Below are 15,040 nucleotides of genomic sequence, written 5' to 3' on the forward strand. Positions count from 1 at the left end.
ATCGCGACACGTTGGAGGCCCCCATCCGGGTGAACACGGCGGGGTACCCGCGGTGGGGACGTCGCGGGCGGGGGTTGGATGCGGGCATGGACGAGGTGGACGCCGCGGCGTTGCGGCGGGCGTACGAGACGGTGCTCGCGGAGGTGGACGGGGGCGGGTTCGGGCCACCCCCGGACGGGGAGTTGAGCGCCGAGCAGATCGTGGCGCACCTCGCCGCCAACGACGAGCTGATGAGCGAGGCGACCGAGGCGGTGCTGGTCGGCTCGCCGTTCGCGTACTACGACCTGGAGACCATCCACCGGCCGCAGCTCGACGCGCTGGTCTCCGAGTGCGGCGGGCTGGACGGGCTGGCCGTCCTGCTCCGGGCCACCAGCCAGAAGCTCTGCGTCCTGGCCGAGCGGCTGGGCCCGGCCGCCGAAACCCCGGTCGACACCGTGCTGCGGGAGGGCTTCGACCTGGACGTGGACGAATCCCTGCCCTGGGGCCGGGCGCTCGACCTGCACACCCGCGTCCACCTTCCCCTGCACCTGGCCCAGCTCCGCGCCCTCCGCCGCCAGCCCCACCTCGCCTGACCGGCCCGAGCCGTCGGCAAGGCCGAGCCGCCGACACAACCGCCCGCTCAGGGGGTCGGGCGGAAGGTGCGGCGGTAGGCCGTCGGGGCGACGCCGACCCGGGAGTGGAAGTGCTGCCGCAGGGCGGCCGTGGTGCCGAACCCGGCGTGCCGGGCGATCTGGTCGACCGTCAGGTCCGTGGTCTCCAGCAGCACCCGGGCGTGCTCGGTGCGCTGCTGGAGCATCCACTGCGCCGGGCTGAGCCCGGTCTCGGAGCGGAAGTGCCGGGTGAAGGTGCGGACGCTCATCCGGGCGTGGGCGGCCAGCTCGCGCAGGGCGACGGGTTCGTGCAGCCGCTGCCGGGCCCACTCCCGGGTGGCCGCGGTGCCGGCTTCGGTGGCCCGGGGCACCGGGCGTTCGATGTACTGGGCCTGGCCGCCGTCGCGCCACGGCGGCACCACGCAGCGCCGGGCGGACCGGTTGGCCACCGCGCTGCCGTGGTCGGTGCGGATGACGTGCAGGCAGAGGTCGATGCCGGCGGCCACCCCGGCGGAGGTGAGCACGTCGCCGTCGTCGAGGAAGAGCACGTCCGGGTCCAGGTCCACGTGCGGGTGGAACCGGCGGAACCGGTCCGCGTACGCCCAGTGGGTGGTGGCGGGGCGGCCGTCGAGCAGGCCGGCGGCGGCCAGCACGAAGGCGCCCGTGCAGATGGACATGATCCGGGCGCCCCGGTCGTGGGCGGCGCGCAGCGCCGCCGCCACCTCCGGGTCCAGCGTCCCGTCGCTCAGGGGCGGGCCGTCGTGGATGCCGGGGACGAGCACCGTGTCGGCGGAGTCCAGCAGCTCCAGGCCGTGGTCGGGAACAACCTGGAAGCCGGCGGTGCTGCGGATGGGCCGTCCGCCCGGGGTGCAGACCTGGACGCGGTAGAGCGGCGTCAGGTCGCCGGTGCGGGCGGTGCCGAAGACCTGGGCCGGGGTGCCGAGGTCGAGGCCGACCACCCCGTCGAGGGCGAGCACCGCGATGCGGTGTGGCACGACAGTCATGGCCCGATTATTGCGCATGATGGCTTTCCGGCCACTCGTCGCGCCGGTCCGGCCCGCCGAGACTCGGAGCGTGACACGACACCGTCTGCATCCGGCCTGGCTCGTGGCCGGCGTCTCGTTCGTCGCCCTGGTGGGCGCGGCCGGCTTCCGCGCCACCCCCGGGGTGCTGCTGCACCCGCTGCACGCCGAGTTCGGCTGGCCCCTGGCCACCATCTCCGCCGCCGTCTCGGTCAACCTCATGCTCTACGGGCTCACCGCCCCGTTCGCCGCCGCGCTGATGGACCGGTTCGGCATCCGCCGCGTGGTCGCCGGCGCGCTGCTGCTGGTCGCGCTGGGCAGCGCGCTGACCGTGGGGATGACGGCGAGCTGGCAGCTGATCCTCTGCTGGGGCGTGCTGGTGGGGCTGGGCACCGGCTCGATGGCGCTGGCCTTCGTGGCGACGATCACCGGGCGCTGGTTCGTCAAGCGCCGGGGCCTGGTCACCGGCGTGCTGACCGCGGGCGGGGCGGCCGGCCAGCTGGTCTTCCTTCCGCTGGTCGCCGTGCTGGTGCGCGATCACGGCTGGCGACCGGCGGCGCTGGTCGTGGCCGGGGCCGCGCTGGCGGTCGTACCCCTGGTGGTGTGGCTGCTCCGCGAGCACCCGGCGGATCTCGACCTGCCCGCCTACGGCGCGGCCGAGGTCGTGCCCCCGACGCCGCCGGCCGGCGGGGCGGCGTCCCGGGCGGTCGGCGCGCTGGCCGCCGCCGCGCGGACCCGGCCGTTCTGGCTGCTGGCCGGCGGCTTCGCGATCTGCGGCGCGACCACCAACGGCCTGGTCGGCACCCACTTCGTGCCGGCCGCGCACGACCACGGCATGCCGGAGACCACCGCCGCGGGCCTGCTCGCCCTGGTCGGGCTCTTCGACATCGCCGGCACGATCGCCTCCGGCTGGCTCACCGACCGGGTGGACAGCCGGCTGCTGCTCGGCGCCTACTACGCGCTGCGCGGCGCTTCGCTGCTGGTGCTGCCGAGCCTCTTCGCCGGGTCCGCGCGACCGAGCATGCTGGTCTTCATCGTCTTCTACGGCCTGGACTGGGTGGCCACCGTGCCGCCGACCGTGGCGCTGTGCCGGGAGTGGTTCGGCGCGTCCGGCGCGGTGGTCTTCGGCTGGGTGTTCGCTGCCCACCAGGTCGGCGCGGCGCTCGCGGCCACCGGCGCCGGCCTGGTCCGCGACCGGCTCGGCGACTACGCCGCGGCCTGGTACGTGGCCGGCGCCCTCTCGATCGGCGCGGCCGGGCTCTCCCTGCTGCTGCGCCGCCGGGGGGACGAGCCCGCGGTCGCCCTCCCCGTGGCGGTCGGTCGCCGGGCCTGGAGCTACCGGGGCTGATTGGTCACCCGGCCGCCCACTGCTGCTCGGGGGCGCCGTTGCAGGGGGCCTGTTCGAGCTGGCTCCCGGCCTGGGTGCCGGCGTCGTCGACCTGCGCGCACTTCCCGCTGTGCACGGCGACCAGCAGCACCGGACCGGACCCGGCCGGTTGGAGCTTCCACTGCTGGTTGGCCTGGCCGTTGCAGGACCACTGCACCAGGTCCGTGCCGTCGTCGGTGCCCTGCCCGAACACGTCGAGGCACTTGCCGCTGGCCGCGTTGACCAGGACGTAGGTGTCGGCGGCCACCGGGGTGACCACCCACTGCTGTTCCGGCCCGCCGGTGCAGTCGGCCAGCGCGGCGTTCGCGCCCTCGGGGTCGTCGCCGGTCACCCCGAGGCAGAGGTTCGAGGGGACCCCGCGGATCACCCTCGGGGTGGCCGCGGGGGCCGCCGGTGTGGTCGGCGCGGCACTCGGCGAGGGCGCCGCCGTGGTGGGGGCGGGCGCCGTGGTGGGCGCGGCCGGGCTCGACTCGCTCGCCGCCGGGGTCGGCTCGGCCGCCGCCGGCACCACCGGCTGGTCGCCGCCGCCGCCCAGCACACCGGTGGCGAAGAACACCCCCAGGAGTACGCCGACCAGGGCGACGCCCAGCGCGATCCGCATCAGCGGGTCCTGCGGCAGCCCGCGGCGGGCCGGCCGGCGGCCGCCGTAGACGGTGCCGGACGGATCGGGTCGTGGGTCTGCCATGGGGGCATCCTGACCCACCGGGACGGTCGAGAGCCAGTCGCCCCGGCGGCGGGGTGACTCAGTCGACGACCCGCACGTCCTTCCAGAACGCCACCCGGTCGCGCACCATCTCCGCGTCCGGCTTCGGGTCCGGGTAGTACCAGACGGCGTCCGGGCTGGTGTCGCCCGCGTGTTCGAGCGTGTAGTAGGAGGCGGTGCCCTTCCACGGGCAGACCGTGTGGGTGTCGGAGTCGAGGATCAGGTCGTCGCGCAGGGCCGAACGGGGAAAGTAGTGGTTGCCCTCGACCAGCACGGTGTCGTCGCTCTCCGCGACGACCAGGTCGTTCCAGACGGCTTTCGGCATGCCTCCACGCTATGCCGGCGGCCGGGCGTCGGCCACCGCTCAGCGGGCCGGTGCGGGGTCGGTGACGTCGGCGACGGTCGCGTCGAGCGCGGCCAGGGCGGCGTCGGCGTCGAGCGCGACGGCCACCCCGTGCTCGCCCGCGCCGAGGGTGATCTCCCGGCCCTGCAGCCGCTCGTCGGCGACCACGGGCCAGGCGGTGCTGGCGCCGAACGGGGTGATGGTGCCCCGCTCGTAACCGGTGACCGCCCGGGCGGCCTCCGCGTCCGGCATGGACATGCGGCTGACCCCGAGCAGGTGGCGCAGCTTCGGCCAGGAAACGACCCGGTCGCCGGGGGTGAGCACGAACAGGTGGTCGTCCTCCCCGCGCCGGACCACGATCGTCTTGACCACGTCGGGGACCGGGACGCCGCGCGCCGCCGCCGCCTCGGCGAGGCTGCGCACCGGGCCGTGCCGGATCAGCCGGTAGGGCAGGCCGGCGGCGTCCAGGGCGGTGAACGCGGGGGACGGCATGTCCGCCACGGTAACCCGTGGATCTCCGGGCGGCCGCCAAAAGGCCACCGTGGACATCCCACGAATTGTCGTAGCCAGGCGTAAGGTCATCTCATGCACGCTGTCCGTGATCATGAGCGGGCGGTGGACGCGCTGCGGCGGTCTTACGCCGCGGTGCCCGCCGGAGAACCCGTACGGCTGGCCAAGCAAACCTCCAACCTCTTCCGACCCCGATCCGCGCCGCGCACCCCCGGCCTGGACGTGAGTGGGCTGACCGGGGTGCTCTCCGTCGACCCGGATGCCCGGACCGCCGACGTGCAGGGCATGTGCACCTACCAGGACCTGGTCGACGCGACCCTGCCGCACCACCTCATGCCGCTGGTCGTACCGCAACTGCGCACGATCACCCTCGGCGGCGCGGTGACCGGGCTGGGCATCGAGTCCACCTCGTTCCGCAACGGTCTGCCGCACGAGTCGGTGACCGAGCTGGACATCCTCACCGGGTCCGGCGAACTCGTCACGGCCCGGCCGGTCGGCGAGCACGCCGACCTCTTCCGGGCCTTCCCCAATTCGCTGGGCAGCCTCGGCTACTCGACCCGGCTGCGCATCGAGCTGCAACCGGTCCGCCGCCACGTGGGGCTGCGCAACATCCGGTTCAACCGGCTGGAGGAGCTGACCGACGCGATCGCCGAGGTGGTCGCCAAGGGCTCCTGGGAGGGCGAGCCGGTCGACGGGATGGACGGCGTGGTGTTCAGCCCCGGCGAGGCGTACCTGGTGCTCGCCACGTTCACCGACGAGGCCGACGGCCGGCCGAGCGACTACACCGGCCAGGACATCTACTACCGCTCGCTGCGCCGACGCACCCGGGACGTGCTCACCACCTACGACTACCTGTGGCGCTGGGACACCGACTGGTTCTGGTGCTCGGCGGCGTTCGGGGTGCAGAACCCGGTGGTCCGCCGGCTCTGGCCGCAGCGCTACCGGCGCAGCGACTTCTACCACCGGCTGGTGCGGCTGGAGCACCGGCACCAGGTGGCCGCCCGGATCGACCGCTGGCGGGGCCGGCCGGCCCGGGAGCGGGTGGTGCAGGACGTGGAGATCCCGCTCGCCGGCACCGCCGAGTTCCTGCGCTGGTTCGCCGGGACGGTGGGGATGACCCCGGTGTGGCTCTGCCCGCTGCGGCTGCGGGAGCCGGCCGGTCCGGGATCCGCCCGGGCCTGGCCGCTGTATCCCCTCCAACCGGGCGAGACCTATGTGAACATCGGTTTCTGGGGGAGCGTGCCGATCGCCGAGGGCGCCGCCGACGGCGACGTCAACCGGGAGATCGAGCGCGCGGTGTCGGAGACGGGCGGGCACAAGTCGCTCTACTCCGACGCGTACTACGACCGGGCGGCGTTCGACCGGCTCTACGGCGGGGAGACCTGGCGCGCCGTGAAGGAACGCTATGACCCGGACCACCGGCTCACCGGACTGTACGAGAAGGCGGTAGCGCGAGCTTGACATCATTCTGGCCCGGCAGGGCCAGAATTCCCGCGGTCGCCCGCAGGCCTTCCTGCTTCACGGCCGACTGCCCGATGGGAGAATTCCCGTGAGGTCTTACGTCAGCTCCACAGGCGTTTCGCCTCTCCGCCAGCCCGGCGGCGAGGATGTTCTTTGCAGCGTTGATATCCCGATCATGTTCGGTACCACACTCGACGCACGCCCACGTTCGCGCCGCCAGCGGCATGGGCGAGTTCAGCCACCCACAGTCCGAGCAGAGCTTGGACGACGGGTGCCACCGGTTGATGACGATCAGTGTCCGGCCAAACCAAGCGGCCTTGTACTCGAGCATCCTGCGCAGCTCAGACCATGCGGCGTCGGAGATTGCGCGGCTAAGGCGGCGGTTGCGGATCATGGTGCGCACGCTGAGATCTTCGATCACGACCGTTTGGTTCTCGCGGACGAGTCGCGTACTCAGCTTGTGCAGGTGGTCGTGCCGACGGTCAGAGATGCGGGCGTGAATTCTTGCAACCTTAAGCCTGGCCCTGGCGCGGTTCGCCGAACCGGTGGCCTTGCGGGCCAATTGGCGTTGTGCTCGAGCCAACCTGCGTCTGTCGGCTTTCTCGTATCTCGGGTTGGGGACCTTCTCTCCGGTGGACAGGGTGGCCAGGTGCGCTATCCCAACATCTATTCCCACCATCTCGCCGACCGGGGGCAGCGACCGCACGGTGTTGTCGTCCACCTGAAGAGAAACGAACCAGCGGCCAGACGGGTCCCTGGAGACTGTCACGGTGGAGGGGGCGGCCCCCTCGGGCAGCGGCCGGGACCAGACGATGTTCAGGTGCCTCTTCATTTTGGCCAGCGTCAGCTGGCCGTTCCGCCATCGAAACGCAGAGCGGGTGTACTCGGCCGAGGCCCGGGACCTCCGCTTGGACTTGAAGCGTGGGTAGCGACTCCGCCTGTCCCGAAACGCGGCGATCGCGCTCTGCAGATGACGCAGCGTCTGCTGTAACGGGACCGAAGACACCTCGTTGAGGAACGCCAGGGCTTCTGTGCGCTTCCACTCGGTCAGCCACGCCGACATCTCGCCGTAGGTCGTGGATTGTCGATTGACGCTCCACACTCGCGTCCGAGCCTCCAAGGCCCGGTTGTAAACCAACCGCACGCACCCGAATGTCCGTTCCAACTGCTCGGCCTGTGCTGGTGTGGGATGAAAGCGGTACTTGAATGCTCGCTTCACCGCCTCAGCCATGCCTCATTTTCTACCTGTAACCTGCGACAGTTTTCTGCCTGGAAGGGGGGAGCGGTGCTTCCGTCCGGCCTGGGAGCCGCCGGAGATTGACGCCGCGAAAGCAATGAGCCTGATCGACCGAGAGAAGGGGGCGGACAGCGCCCCGGCTGGCCCGCCGGCGGGGGGCCGGCGTGGCGGACCGACCGTGGCGGACGTGATCCGCGCGGTAACCACGGGCGACCTGCCCGTGCGCATCACCGGATACGACGGCAGCGCGGTCGGCCCGGCCGACGCCGGGATGACCCTGGCGGTCCGCTCCGAACGCGGGCTGTCCTACCTGCTCACCGCACCCGGTGACCTGGGCATGGCCCGGGCCTACGTGAGCGGCGACCTCGGGCTGGAGGGCGTCCACCCGGGCGACCCGTACGAGGCGTTGCGCGTGCTCAAGGACGAGCTGCCGCTGCGGATGCCGCCGGTCGCCGAGGCGCTCGCCCTGGTCAAGGCGCTCGGCTGGGAGCGGCTGCTGCCCCCGCCGCCCCCGCCGCAGGAGGCCGCGCCGCGCTGGAAGCGGGTGGTGAACGGGCTGCGCCACTCCCGCACCCGGGACAGCAACGCGATCTCGCACCACTACGACGTCTCGAACGCCTTCTACGAGAAGGTGCTCGGCCCGTCGATGACGTACACCTGCGCGGTCTTCCACAGCCCCACCGACACGCTGGAGGAGGCGCAGCGGGCCAAGTACGACCTGGTCGCCGGCAAGCTGGCGCTGAAGCCGGGGATGCGGCTGCTCGACGTCGGCTGCGGCTGGGGCGGCATGGTCCGGCACGCGGCGCGCGAATACGGCGTCAAGGCGCTCGGCGTGACCCTGTCGCGCGCCCAGGCCGAGTGGGCGCAGGCCGCGATCGAGCGGGAGGGGCTGGGCGACCTGGCCGAGGTGCGCCACCTGGACTACCGCGACGCCCCGCGCGAGCAGTTCGACGCGATCTCCTCGATCGGGCTGACCGAGCACATCGGTGTCCGCAACTACCCGGCCTACTTCGGGGCGCTGCGCAGCCGCCTCAAGCCGGGCGGCCGGCTGCTCAACCACTGCATCACCCGGGCGGACAACCGGGCTCCGCACCGCTCCGGCGCGTTCATCGACCGGTACGTGTTCCCGGACGGCGAGCTGGCCGGCCCGGGCCGGTTGATCAGCGAGATCCACGACGCCGGGCTGGAGGTGCACCACGAGGAGAACCTGCGCCAGCACTACGCGCTGACCCTGGCCGGCTGGTGCCGCAACCTCGTCGAGCACTGGGATTTCTGCGTGAACGAGGTCGGTGCGGGCACCGCCCGGGTCTGGGGCCTCTACATGGCCGGCTCCCGGATGGCGTTCGAGCGCAACGGCATCCAGCTGCACCAGGTGCTCGCTACGCACAACGGCCCGCAGGGGGAGAACGGCTACCCGCTGCGTCCCGACTGGACGCCCTGACTGTCCCGATCCCACGAAAGGCCGCGCGGGCCGCGCGGCCTTTCGTCGAACCTATTGACAAAGAAGTTTTTTACGTACAAACTGATTTTGCCATGAGAGACGTCCTGTACCTGGAAGAGCGCGAGCAGGCCGAAGCCCTGCTCAAGCCGCAGCGGATCGAGGTGCTGCGGCAACTCGCCGAGCCCCGCACCTGCACCGAGATCGCCGCCCGGCTCGAGCAGACGCCGCAGCGCGTCTACTACCACGTCAAGCAACTCGTCGCCGCCGGGCTGGCCGAGCAGGTCGCCGAGCGGCGGGTGCGCGGCATCAGCGAGGGCATCTACCAGGCCGTCGCCCGGTCCTACTGGCTCTCGCCCCGGCTCGTCGGCCGGATCGGCGGGGCGCGCCGGGCGCAGGACGAGCTGAGCCTGGGCTACCTGCTCGACCTCATGGAGGAGGTCCAGGCGGACGTTGCCGCGCTGGACCGCACCGCCCCCGAGTTGCCGTCGATCGGTGTCTCCGGCGAGATCCGGGTGCCCGCCGAGCGGCGGCAGGAGTTCCTGCACGACCTGCAGTCGACGCTGCAGGACCTTTTCACGCGCTACGGCGGCGCCGAGGGAGACGCCTTCAAACTCGCCGTGGCCTGCTACCCGAAGGGCGACAACCATGAGTGACCTGCTGACCGTCCGGGCCCGCCTCGCCGCACCCGCCGAGACCGTGCACCGCGCGCTGACCGACCCGGCCGAGCTGCGCGTCTGGCTCGCCGAGCACGCCGAGGTCGACCTGCCCAAGCGCTACGAGTTCTGGGGCCGGCACACGCCCGAGGGCGCCGCGCCGCACCAGCGTCTGCTGCACGCCGACGAGCGGACGCTGCGTTTCGCCTGGACGCTCGACGGCGTGGAGACCACCACCGAGTTCGAGCTGACGCCGGAGGACGGGACCACCGTGCTGACCCTGCGGCAGAGCCACTTCAGCTTCGAGGAGGCGATGAGCGGCAGCAGCATCCGCGGCGTCCTGCAGACCTTCTGGGCGCTCGCGATCGCCAACCTCAACGCCCACCTGGAGGGGCGCCCGCCGCTGCCGCGCACCGACTTCACCTCCGCCGACCTGCGCGGCGAGCTGCTCATCGACGCGCCGATGGACAAGGTGTGGACCTCGCTGACCGACTCCGAGCAGGCCAGCGCCTGGTTCGGCTTCCCCATCGGCATCGAGCCCTGGGTGGGCGGCCGCTACGCCATGGGCGGCTTCGACGCCGGCTACGCGGCCAAGGTCGTCGACCTGACGCCGGGCAAGGCGCTCTCCGTCGACTGGGGACCGACCGGCGTCAGCACCTGGGAGCTGGCCGAGTCCGGCGGCCGGACGAAGCTGACCTTCGTGCAGTCCGGCTTCGACGAGGGCAACCCCCCGTACGCGGCCTGGAGCGGGAGCGTGGCCGGGCTCGCCGAGCTGCGCCGCTTCCACGAGGAGGCCGACTGGCAGCCGATCTGGCTGGCCGAGGAGATGCCCAGCAACGCCTGAGCCACCCGCCCAACAGGTAAGGAAGGGCCCCTTCTTAACGCCTCAGGTATAGGAGGGGGCCCCTCCTAACGCCTCAGGGTGACAGCTCGGCGGCCCGGCGGAGCAGCGCCCGCCGTTCCGGATCGGAGCGGACCGCGTCGGCGGCGGCCCGGAACAGCGCGGCGGCGCCGACCGGGTCGCCGCGGCGGGCGGTCAACTCGGCCTCGGCGGCCACCGCCGGCGGGTAGCCGTCCAGCGCCCCACCCTCCCGGGCCTCGGCGAGCAGGGCCAGCCCGGCGGCGGGGCCGTACGCGAACCCGTGGGCCACCGCCCGGTTGAGCCGGACCACCGGCGTCGGCTGGTGCGCGAGCAGCGCGTCGTAACAGCCGGCGATGGCCGGCCAGTCGGTCTCGGCGGCGGTCGGGGCGGTGGCGTGCACGGCGGCGATCCGCGCCTGGAGGGCGTACGGGCCGTCGCCGGCCCGGTCCAGCAACGCGACGCCCTCGGCGACGGCCGCCCGGTCCCACCGCGTGCGGTCCTGCTGGTCGAGGGTGAGCAGGTCGCCGGACGGGTCGCGGCGGGCCGCCCGGCGGGAGTGGTGCAGCAGGAACAGGGCGAGCAGCCCGGCCGCCTCGGGCTGGTCCGGCAGCAGCGTGTGCAGCAGCCGGGCCAGCCGGATCGCCTCGGCGGCGAACGCGGGCTCGCCGTCGGCGTCGTACCCCCGGGTGAAGAGCAGGTAGAGCACCCCCAGCACCCCCGGCAGGCGCTCGACCAGCGCGGGCCCGGCCGGCACCCGGTACGGGACGCCGGCCGCGGCGATCCGGGCCTTCGCCCGGGTGAGCCGGCGGGTCATGGTCGACTCGGTGACCAGGAAGGCGCGGGCGATGTCGGCGGTCGGCACGCCGGCCACCGTGCGCAGGGTGAGCGCCACCGGGGCCTCCAGCGCCAGCGCCGGGTGGCAGCAGGTGAAGATGAGCCGGAGCCGGTCGTCCACCACGTCTCCCTCCGGTCGCGCGGGCTGGGGATCGGTGAGCAACGCCAGGTCGCGCAGCTTGCGCCGTTCGACGCTGGCGCGGCGCAGCACGTCCACGGCCCGGTTGCGGGCGGTGGTCATGAGCCACCCGCCCGGGTTGTCCGGCACGCCGTCCCGGGGCCAGCGCTCCAGCGCCGCCGCGAGGGCCTCCTGGGCGGAGTCCTCGGCGAGGGTCCAGTCGCCGGTGACGCGGATCAGGGCGGCCACGATCCGCGGGTACGCCTCGGCGCCCGCGTCGGCGACCGCCCCGGCCGCGTCGGTCACCCGGATCAGTCCTCCACCAGCGGGCGCAGCTCGATGCGCCCGGCGTACGCCATGGGGTGGGCGCGGGCCACCTCGACGGCCTCGTCCAGGTCGGCGCACTCCAGCAGGTCGAAGCCCACGATCACTTCCTTGGTCTCGGCGAACGGGCCGTCGCTCAGCAGCAGTTCGCCGTCGCGGACCCGAACGGTGGTGGCGGCCGACGGGGACGCGAACCGGCTGCCGGTCAGCCGCTGGCCGTTGGCGTCCCGCTCGGCCACCCACTTCTCGATGTCGGGCGCCGCGTCCGGGTTCCGGTCGGGCTGGGTGTCGGTGCAGACGAGCATCATGTACTTCATCGCTTCACTCCTGTCGGTCGTGCTCCTGTCCACCCTGACGAACACCGGGCGCGCATCCGGACAGCCGCGGCGGAAATTTTTGGTGGTGATTTCCGGGGCCCGGCGGGGTAATGCCGGGCGATGTTCTTCATCTTCGGGCTCCGGACCAAGGTCGACCGGTCCGGCGTCGTCACGCAGGTCTGCCGCAACTGCGGCAACCGGGCCGCCCAGGTCATCACCCGGCGGGCCACGAAGTTCACCCTCTTCTTCATCCCGCTGATCCCGGTGCGCACCCGCTACACGCAGCAGTGCACGTTCTGCGGCGCACAGTACGACGTCTCCCGGGCCGAGGCCGAGCGCCTCCCGGTCGGCTGACCGTGGCGCGTTTCCTCTGCTGGTTGATCGGCCGCCAGCCGGTCACCCCGCCGGCCGCGCCGGTGCACACCGTTTCCCGGCCGCCGTGCACGCCGGGCCGCCGGCGCCCTCGCCGCAGCCGCCCCACCGCGGGCGCCCAGTCGCCCCGCTCTCCCTGGAACCGGTCCGCCGGCCGCTGACGCCGCTCCGGCCCCACGGTGAGAAGGGCACCCTTCTCTACCGCAGGCGTTAAGAAGGGGCCCTTCCTTTCACCACTATCCTGGGCGATCATGACGGACACCGTGCAGCGCCTGGCCGAGATCCGGGGTGGTTTGCCGCCCCGGCGGCACAACGCCCGCACCATCGCCGCGCTGACCGGTAACCCCGGCTGCACCCGCCGCGCCGTGCTGGACGGCGCCGGGGTCGACAAGCCGAAGCTGGCCGAGCGGATCGGCTTCCCGGCCCGGTTCGGCCAGTCCCGCTTCGCCCTCACCCGGGGCAACGCGTTCGAGGCCCAGGTGAAGGCCGACGGCGGTGCGGAGCTGCTGCGCCTGGTCGCGGAGCGGCTGGGCGTGCCGGTGCCGGTCGGCGCCACCTGGACCGACCTGGGCGGCGACGAGGACCGGCCGGAGCGCTCCCGTGCCGCGCTCACCGCGACCGGCGACGGGCCGGCGCTCTTCGACCACCCGCTGCTCGGCCTCGACGTCGCCGGGCGCCGGGTGAACCTGGAGCCGGACCTGGTGGCGGCCCGGCTCGCCGGCCGCTTCCACGTCGTGGAGATCAAGTCGTTCCCGATCATCGACGGCCAGGCCGACCCGGCCAAGGTGGCGGCCGCGGCCATCCAGTCCGCCGTCTACGTGCTGGCGCTGCGCGAGCTGCTCGCCGCGGAGGGGCGGGACCCGGACCTCGTCTCGCACGAGGTGGTGCTGGTCTGCCCGCGCGACTTCGCCAACCGGCCGGTGGCCAGCCTGCTCGACGTGCGCAAGCAGTTGCTGGTGCTGCGCCGCCAGCTCGACCGGATGGCGCGGATCGACGACCTGCTCGCCGCCGTGCCGGCCGCGTTCACCGCCGACCTGACCGCCGACCCGGCCGCGCTGGCCGGCGCGCTCACCGGCGTCCCGGCCAACTACGCGCCGGACTGCCTGGCCGCCTGCGAGCTGGCCTACTTCTGCCGCCACGAGGCGCGCGGCCACACGGGCGCGCTGGGCCGGCCGGTCCGCGAGGCGCTGGGCGGCGTCGCCGAGGTGGCCGACGTGCTGGCGCTCGCCGAAGGCGTTCGCGCCCCCGAACCGGAGCAGGCGGAGGCCGCCGCCCTGCTGCGCGCCGCCGCGCGCCTGCGCGCCGACGCCCTGGCCGGGCACCCCGCATGAGTACGCCCCGACGCCCCGCCCGGAGCACCCGGTGAGCACCCTGCGCGCCCTCGCGCAGGCGCAGGCGGTCGCCGCCGGGGTGGCCCAGCCGGTGGCCACCGTCCGGCACCTGCACCTGTCCGACCGCCCGCTCGTGCTGGTGCCGCTCGCGCTGGCCGGCGAGGCGAACGCCCCGCTCGCGGCCCTGGTCGGCGCCGCACCCGACGAGGCTCGGCTGCTGGTCGTGCCGCAGCCCCGCAACCGGGACCAGCGCTTCGCGTTCGCGGCCGAGCTGGCCGGGATCGTGCTGCCCTACCTCGACGAGTTCCGCGACCGCACCGAGGCGGTGCCGGTCGACCGGGGCAGGGACGTCCGGCACCGCTACGTCGACGCCCCGCAGGTGCTGGTGCCGAACCCGGCCGTGATCACGTTCCTGCGGCTGTTCGGCCGTTCCACCCGCTTCCGCCGGCCCGACGGGGAGCACCCGGTGCACCCGTCGGTGCCGCTGCTCGGCCGCTGGCTCACCTTCTTCGCCGAGCGCGCCGAGCACCCCGGCTCGGCGGCGCTCGTGGCGCTGACCGACGCGCTGACCCTGCACTGGGCGACCGGGCAGAGCCCCGTCGAGGACCTGCACCTGCCGGCGCTGCTGGGCTGGCTCGACCCGCCGCCGGGGCTGACCGGCGCCGAGGCGGCCGCCCGGGCCGAGGACCCGGCGCGCTGGCCGCCGGCCGGTCCGGCCACCGACCCGGACTTCGACAACCACCGCCTCGCGCCCGCGATTGAGGCGTACACCCGGGCCGGGGACGACCCGGTCGCCCGCGCGGCCGCGTACGCGGAGCTGGAACGGCTGCTGCGCGACCAGCTGACGCCCACCTGGGAGCTGATGTGGCGCGGCGTCGGGTTGCTCCGCGCGCTGCCGGCCGGGGCGCGGGTGGCCGGCCGCTGGGACGGCGACAAGGACGCCTTCACGGCGCACGCCGAGCACGTCGACGCCGGTGGCGGCCCGCAGCCGCGCCGGGACGGCGCGGTGGCCGCGGCCCTGCGCCTGCACCGGCTGGAGCGGGCGCTCACCTCCTACGCCGTGCAGCGCGCCTACGACGACCCGCTGGTCATGGCCGAGCACCGGCTGACCGGGGAGGCGTTCGTCGGCGACGTGACCCTGGCGGACCCGAAGCGGGTCGACGACACCGGCAAACGCCCGGTGCTGCGCCCCCGGATCCAGGTGGTCACCACCGAGCCGGTGCTCGTGCCGGTCGGCGCGACGCTGTACTCGCCGGCCCGGCCGGGCCAGAAGGCCAGGGTGGTCTTCGTGACCCCGGCCGCGGACGGCAAGACCGAGGTGGTGCTGGAGCTCTCCGGTGGGATGGGTCGGGGGCTGACCGCGTCGCCGGGCAGCGTGCCGGAGGTGGGGGAGCGGCTCTGCCTCACCACCCTGTCCGACGGCTTCCTGCCGGCCGGCGCCTTCCCGGCCCCGGAGGAAACGCCGTGGACCCACGGCGGCCCGCCCACCACGGCGCCCGCCCCCGACGCCCCGGTCGAGGAGTGGTCCTGACGCC

16 protein-coding genes are annotated in these 15,040 nt (G+C 73.7%); 9 read left to right on the forward strand and 7 right to left on the reverse strand.

Features of this window, described 5'->3' with window-relative positions; all coding sequences use genetic code 11:
- Window positions 1–95 precede the first annotated feature (95 nt).
- On the forward strand, window positions 96–572 hold the full coding sequence (locus tag ABZS80_RS01935; protein WP_355054194.1) for a hypothetical protein: 477 nt from the start codon (window positions 96–98) through the stop codon (window positions 570–572).
- Window positions 573–619: 47 nt separating this feature from the next.
- Here ABZS80_RS01935 and ABZS80_RS01940 read toward each other — a convergent pair whose 3' ends face one another.
- Complete coding sequence (locus ABZS80_RS01940) at window positions 620–1,612, reverse strand: helix-turn-helix domain-containing protein (protein WP_355053980.1); 993 nt, start codon at window positions 1,610–1,612, stop codon at window positions 620–622.
- A gap of 52 nt (window positions 1,613–1,664) precedes the next feature.
- Here ABZS80_RS01940 and ABZS80_RS01945 point away from each other — a divergent pair, with 52 nt between their 5' ends.
- Window positions 1,665–2,960, forward strand: a complete 1,296-nt coding sequence (locus tag ABZS80_RS01945; protein ID WP_355053981.1) for an MFS transporter — start codon at window positions 1,665–1,667, stop codon at window positions 2,958–2,960.
- A gap of 4 nt (window positions 2,961–2,964) precedes the next feature.
- Here the strand turns inward: ABZS80_RS01945 and ABZS80_RS01950 are convergent, their stop codons facing one another.
- The 3 genes from ABZS80_RS01950 to ABZS80_RS01960 are packed head-to-tail and all read right to left on the reverse strand — an operon-like array spanning window position 2,965 to window position 4,537.
- Window positions 2,965–3,684 (reverse strand): RICIN domain-containing protein, encoded by a 720-nt coding sequence (locus ABZS80_RS01950; protein ID WP_355053982.1) that lies wholly within the window; start codon window positions 3,682–3,684, stop codon window positions 2,965–2,967.
- Window positions 3,685–3,742: 58 nt separating this feature from the next.
- Window positions 3,743–4,027: a DUF427 domain-containing protein gene (locus ABZS80_RS01955; RefSeq protein WP_355053983.1), complete on the reverse strand. Its 285-nt coding sequence runs from the start codon at window positions 4,025–4,027 to the stop codon at window positions 3,743–3,745.
- 39 nt (window positions 4,028–4,066) lie between these two features.
- Window positions 4,067–4,537 carry a YbaK/EbsC family protein gene (locus tag ABZS80_RS01960; RefSeq protein WP_355053984.1) on the reverse strand — a complete coding sequence of 157 codons (471 nt, stop codon included), beginning with the start codon at window positions 4,535–4,537 and terminating at the stop codon, window positions 4,067–4,069.
- A gap of 93 nt (window positions 4,538–4,630) precedes the next feature.
- Between ABZS80_RS01960 and ABZS80_RS01965 the strand changes: the two genes are divergently transcribed.
- Window positions 4,631–6,016: an FAD-binding oxidoreductase gene (locus tag ABZS80_RS01965; RefSeq protein WP_355053985.1), complete on the forward strand. Its 1,386-nt coding sequence runs from the start codon at window positions 4,631–4,633 to the stop codon at window positions 6,014–6,016.
- On the opposite strand, the gene ABZS80_RS01970 is transcribed toward ABZS80_RS01965, so the two are convergent.
- A complete protein-coding gene (locus ABZS80_RS01970; RefSeq protein WP_355053986.1) occupies window positions 5,979–7,247 on the reverse strand; it encodes an RNA-guided endonuclease TnpB family protein in 1,269 nt (422 codons plus the stop codon). The two genes, ABZS80_RS01965 and ABZS80_RS01970, sit on opposite strands and share 38 nt — an antisense overlap.
- Before the next feature lie 103 nt (window positions 7,248–7,350).
- Between ABZS80_RS01970 and ABZS80_RS01975 the strand changes: the two genes are divergently transcribed.
- The 3 genes from ABZS80_RS01975 (at window position 7,351) to ABZS80_RS01985 (ending at window position 10,191) form a co-directional block, all read left to right on the forward strand.
- Window positions 7,351–8,694, forward strand: a complete 1,344-nt coding sequence (locus ABZS80_RS01975) for a class I SAM-dependent methyltransferase (protein ID WP_355053987.1) — start codon at window positions 7,351–7,353, stop codon at window positions 8,692–8,694.
- 92 nt (window positions 8,695–8,786) lie between these two features.
- Complete coding sequence (locus ABZS80_RS01980; protein WP_355053988.1) at window positions 8,787–9,347, forward strand: helix-turn-helix domain-containing protein; 561 nt, start codon at window positions 8,787–8,789, stop codon at window positions 9,345–9,347.
- Window positions 9,340–10,191, forward strand: coding sequence for an SRPBCC family protein (locus ABZS80_RS01985; RefSeq protein WP_355053989.1), 852 nt, complete (start codon window positions 9,340–9,342; stop codon window positions 10,189–10,191). Before ABZS80_RS01980 ends, ABZS80_RS01985 begins: the two co-directional genes overlap by 8 nt.
- A gap of 73 nt (window positions 10,192–10,264) precedes the next feature.
- Here the strand turns inward: ABZS80_RS01985 and ABZS80_RS01990 are convergent, their stop codons facing one another.
- Both ABZS80_RS01990 and ABZS80_RS01995 read right to left on the reverse strand, forming a co-directional pair.
- On the reverse strand, window positions 10,265–11,467 hold the full coding sequence (locus ABZS80_RS01990; RefSeq protein ID WP_355053990.1) for a DUF6596 domain-containing protein: 1,203 nt from the start codon (window positions 11,465–11,467) through the stop codon (window positions 10,265–10,267).
- A gap of 5 nt (window positions 11,468–11,472) precedes the next feature.
- Complete coding sequence (locus tag ABZS80_RS01995; protein ID WP_151465242.1) at window positions 11,473–11,802, reverse strand: YciI family protein; 330 nt, start codon at window positions 11,800–11,802, stop codon at window positions 11,473–11,475.
- Window positions 11,803–11,922: 120 nt separating this feature from the next.
- Between ABZS80_RS01995 and ABZS80_RS02000 the strand changes: the two genes are divergently transcribed.
- From ABZS80_RS02000 to ABZS80_RS02010, 3 genes are all read left to right on the forward strand, one after another.
- Window positions 11,923–12,156 (forward strand): zinc-ribbon domain-containing protein, encoded by a 234-nt coding sequence (locus ABZS80_RS02000; protein ID WP_151465241.1) that lies wholly within the window; start codon window positions 11,923–11,925, stop codon window positions 12,154–12,156.
- A gap of 269 nt (window positions 12,157–12,425) precedes the next feature.
- A complete protein-coding gene (locus ABZS80_RS02005) occupies window positions 12,426–13,505 on the forward strand; it encodes a hypothetical protein (RefSeq protein ID WP_355053991.1) in 1,080 nt (359 codons plus the stop codon).
- A gap of 31 nt (window positions 13,506–13,536) precedes the next feature.
- Window positions 13,537–15,036 (forward strand): hypothetical protein, encoded by a 1,500-nt coding sequence (locus ABZS80_RS02010; RefSeq protein ID WP_355053992.1) that lies wholly within the window; start codon window positions 13,537–13,539, stop codon window positions 15,034–15,036.
- Window positions 15,037–15,040 lie beyond the last annotated feature (4 nt).

Origin of the sequence: Micromonospora sp. NPDC005305, from assembly GCF_040607315.1 — a bacterium.
Classification (GTDB): Bacteria; Actinomycetota; Actinomycetes; order Mycobacteriales; family Micromonosporaceae; genus Micromonospora.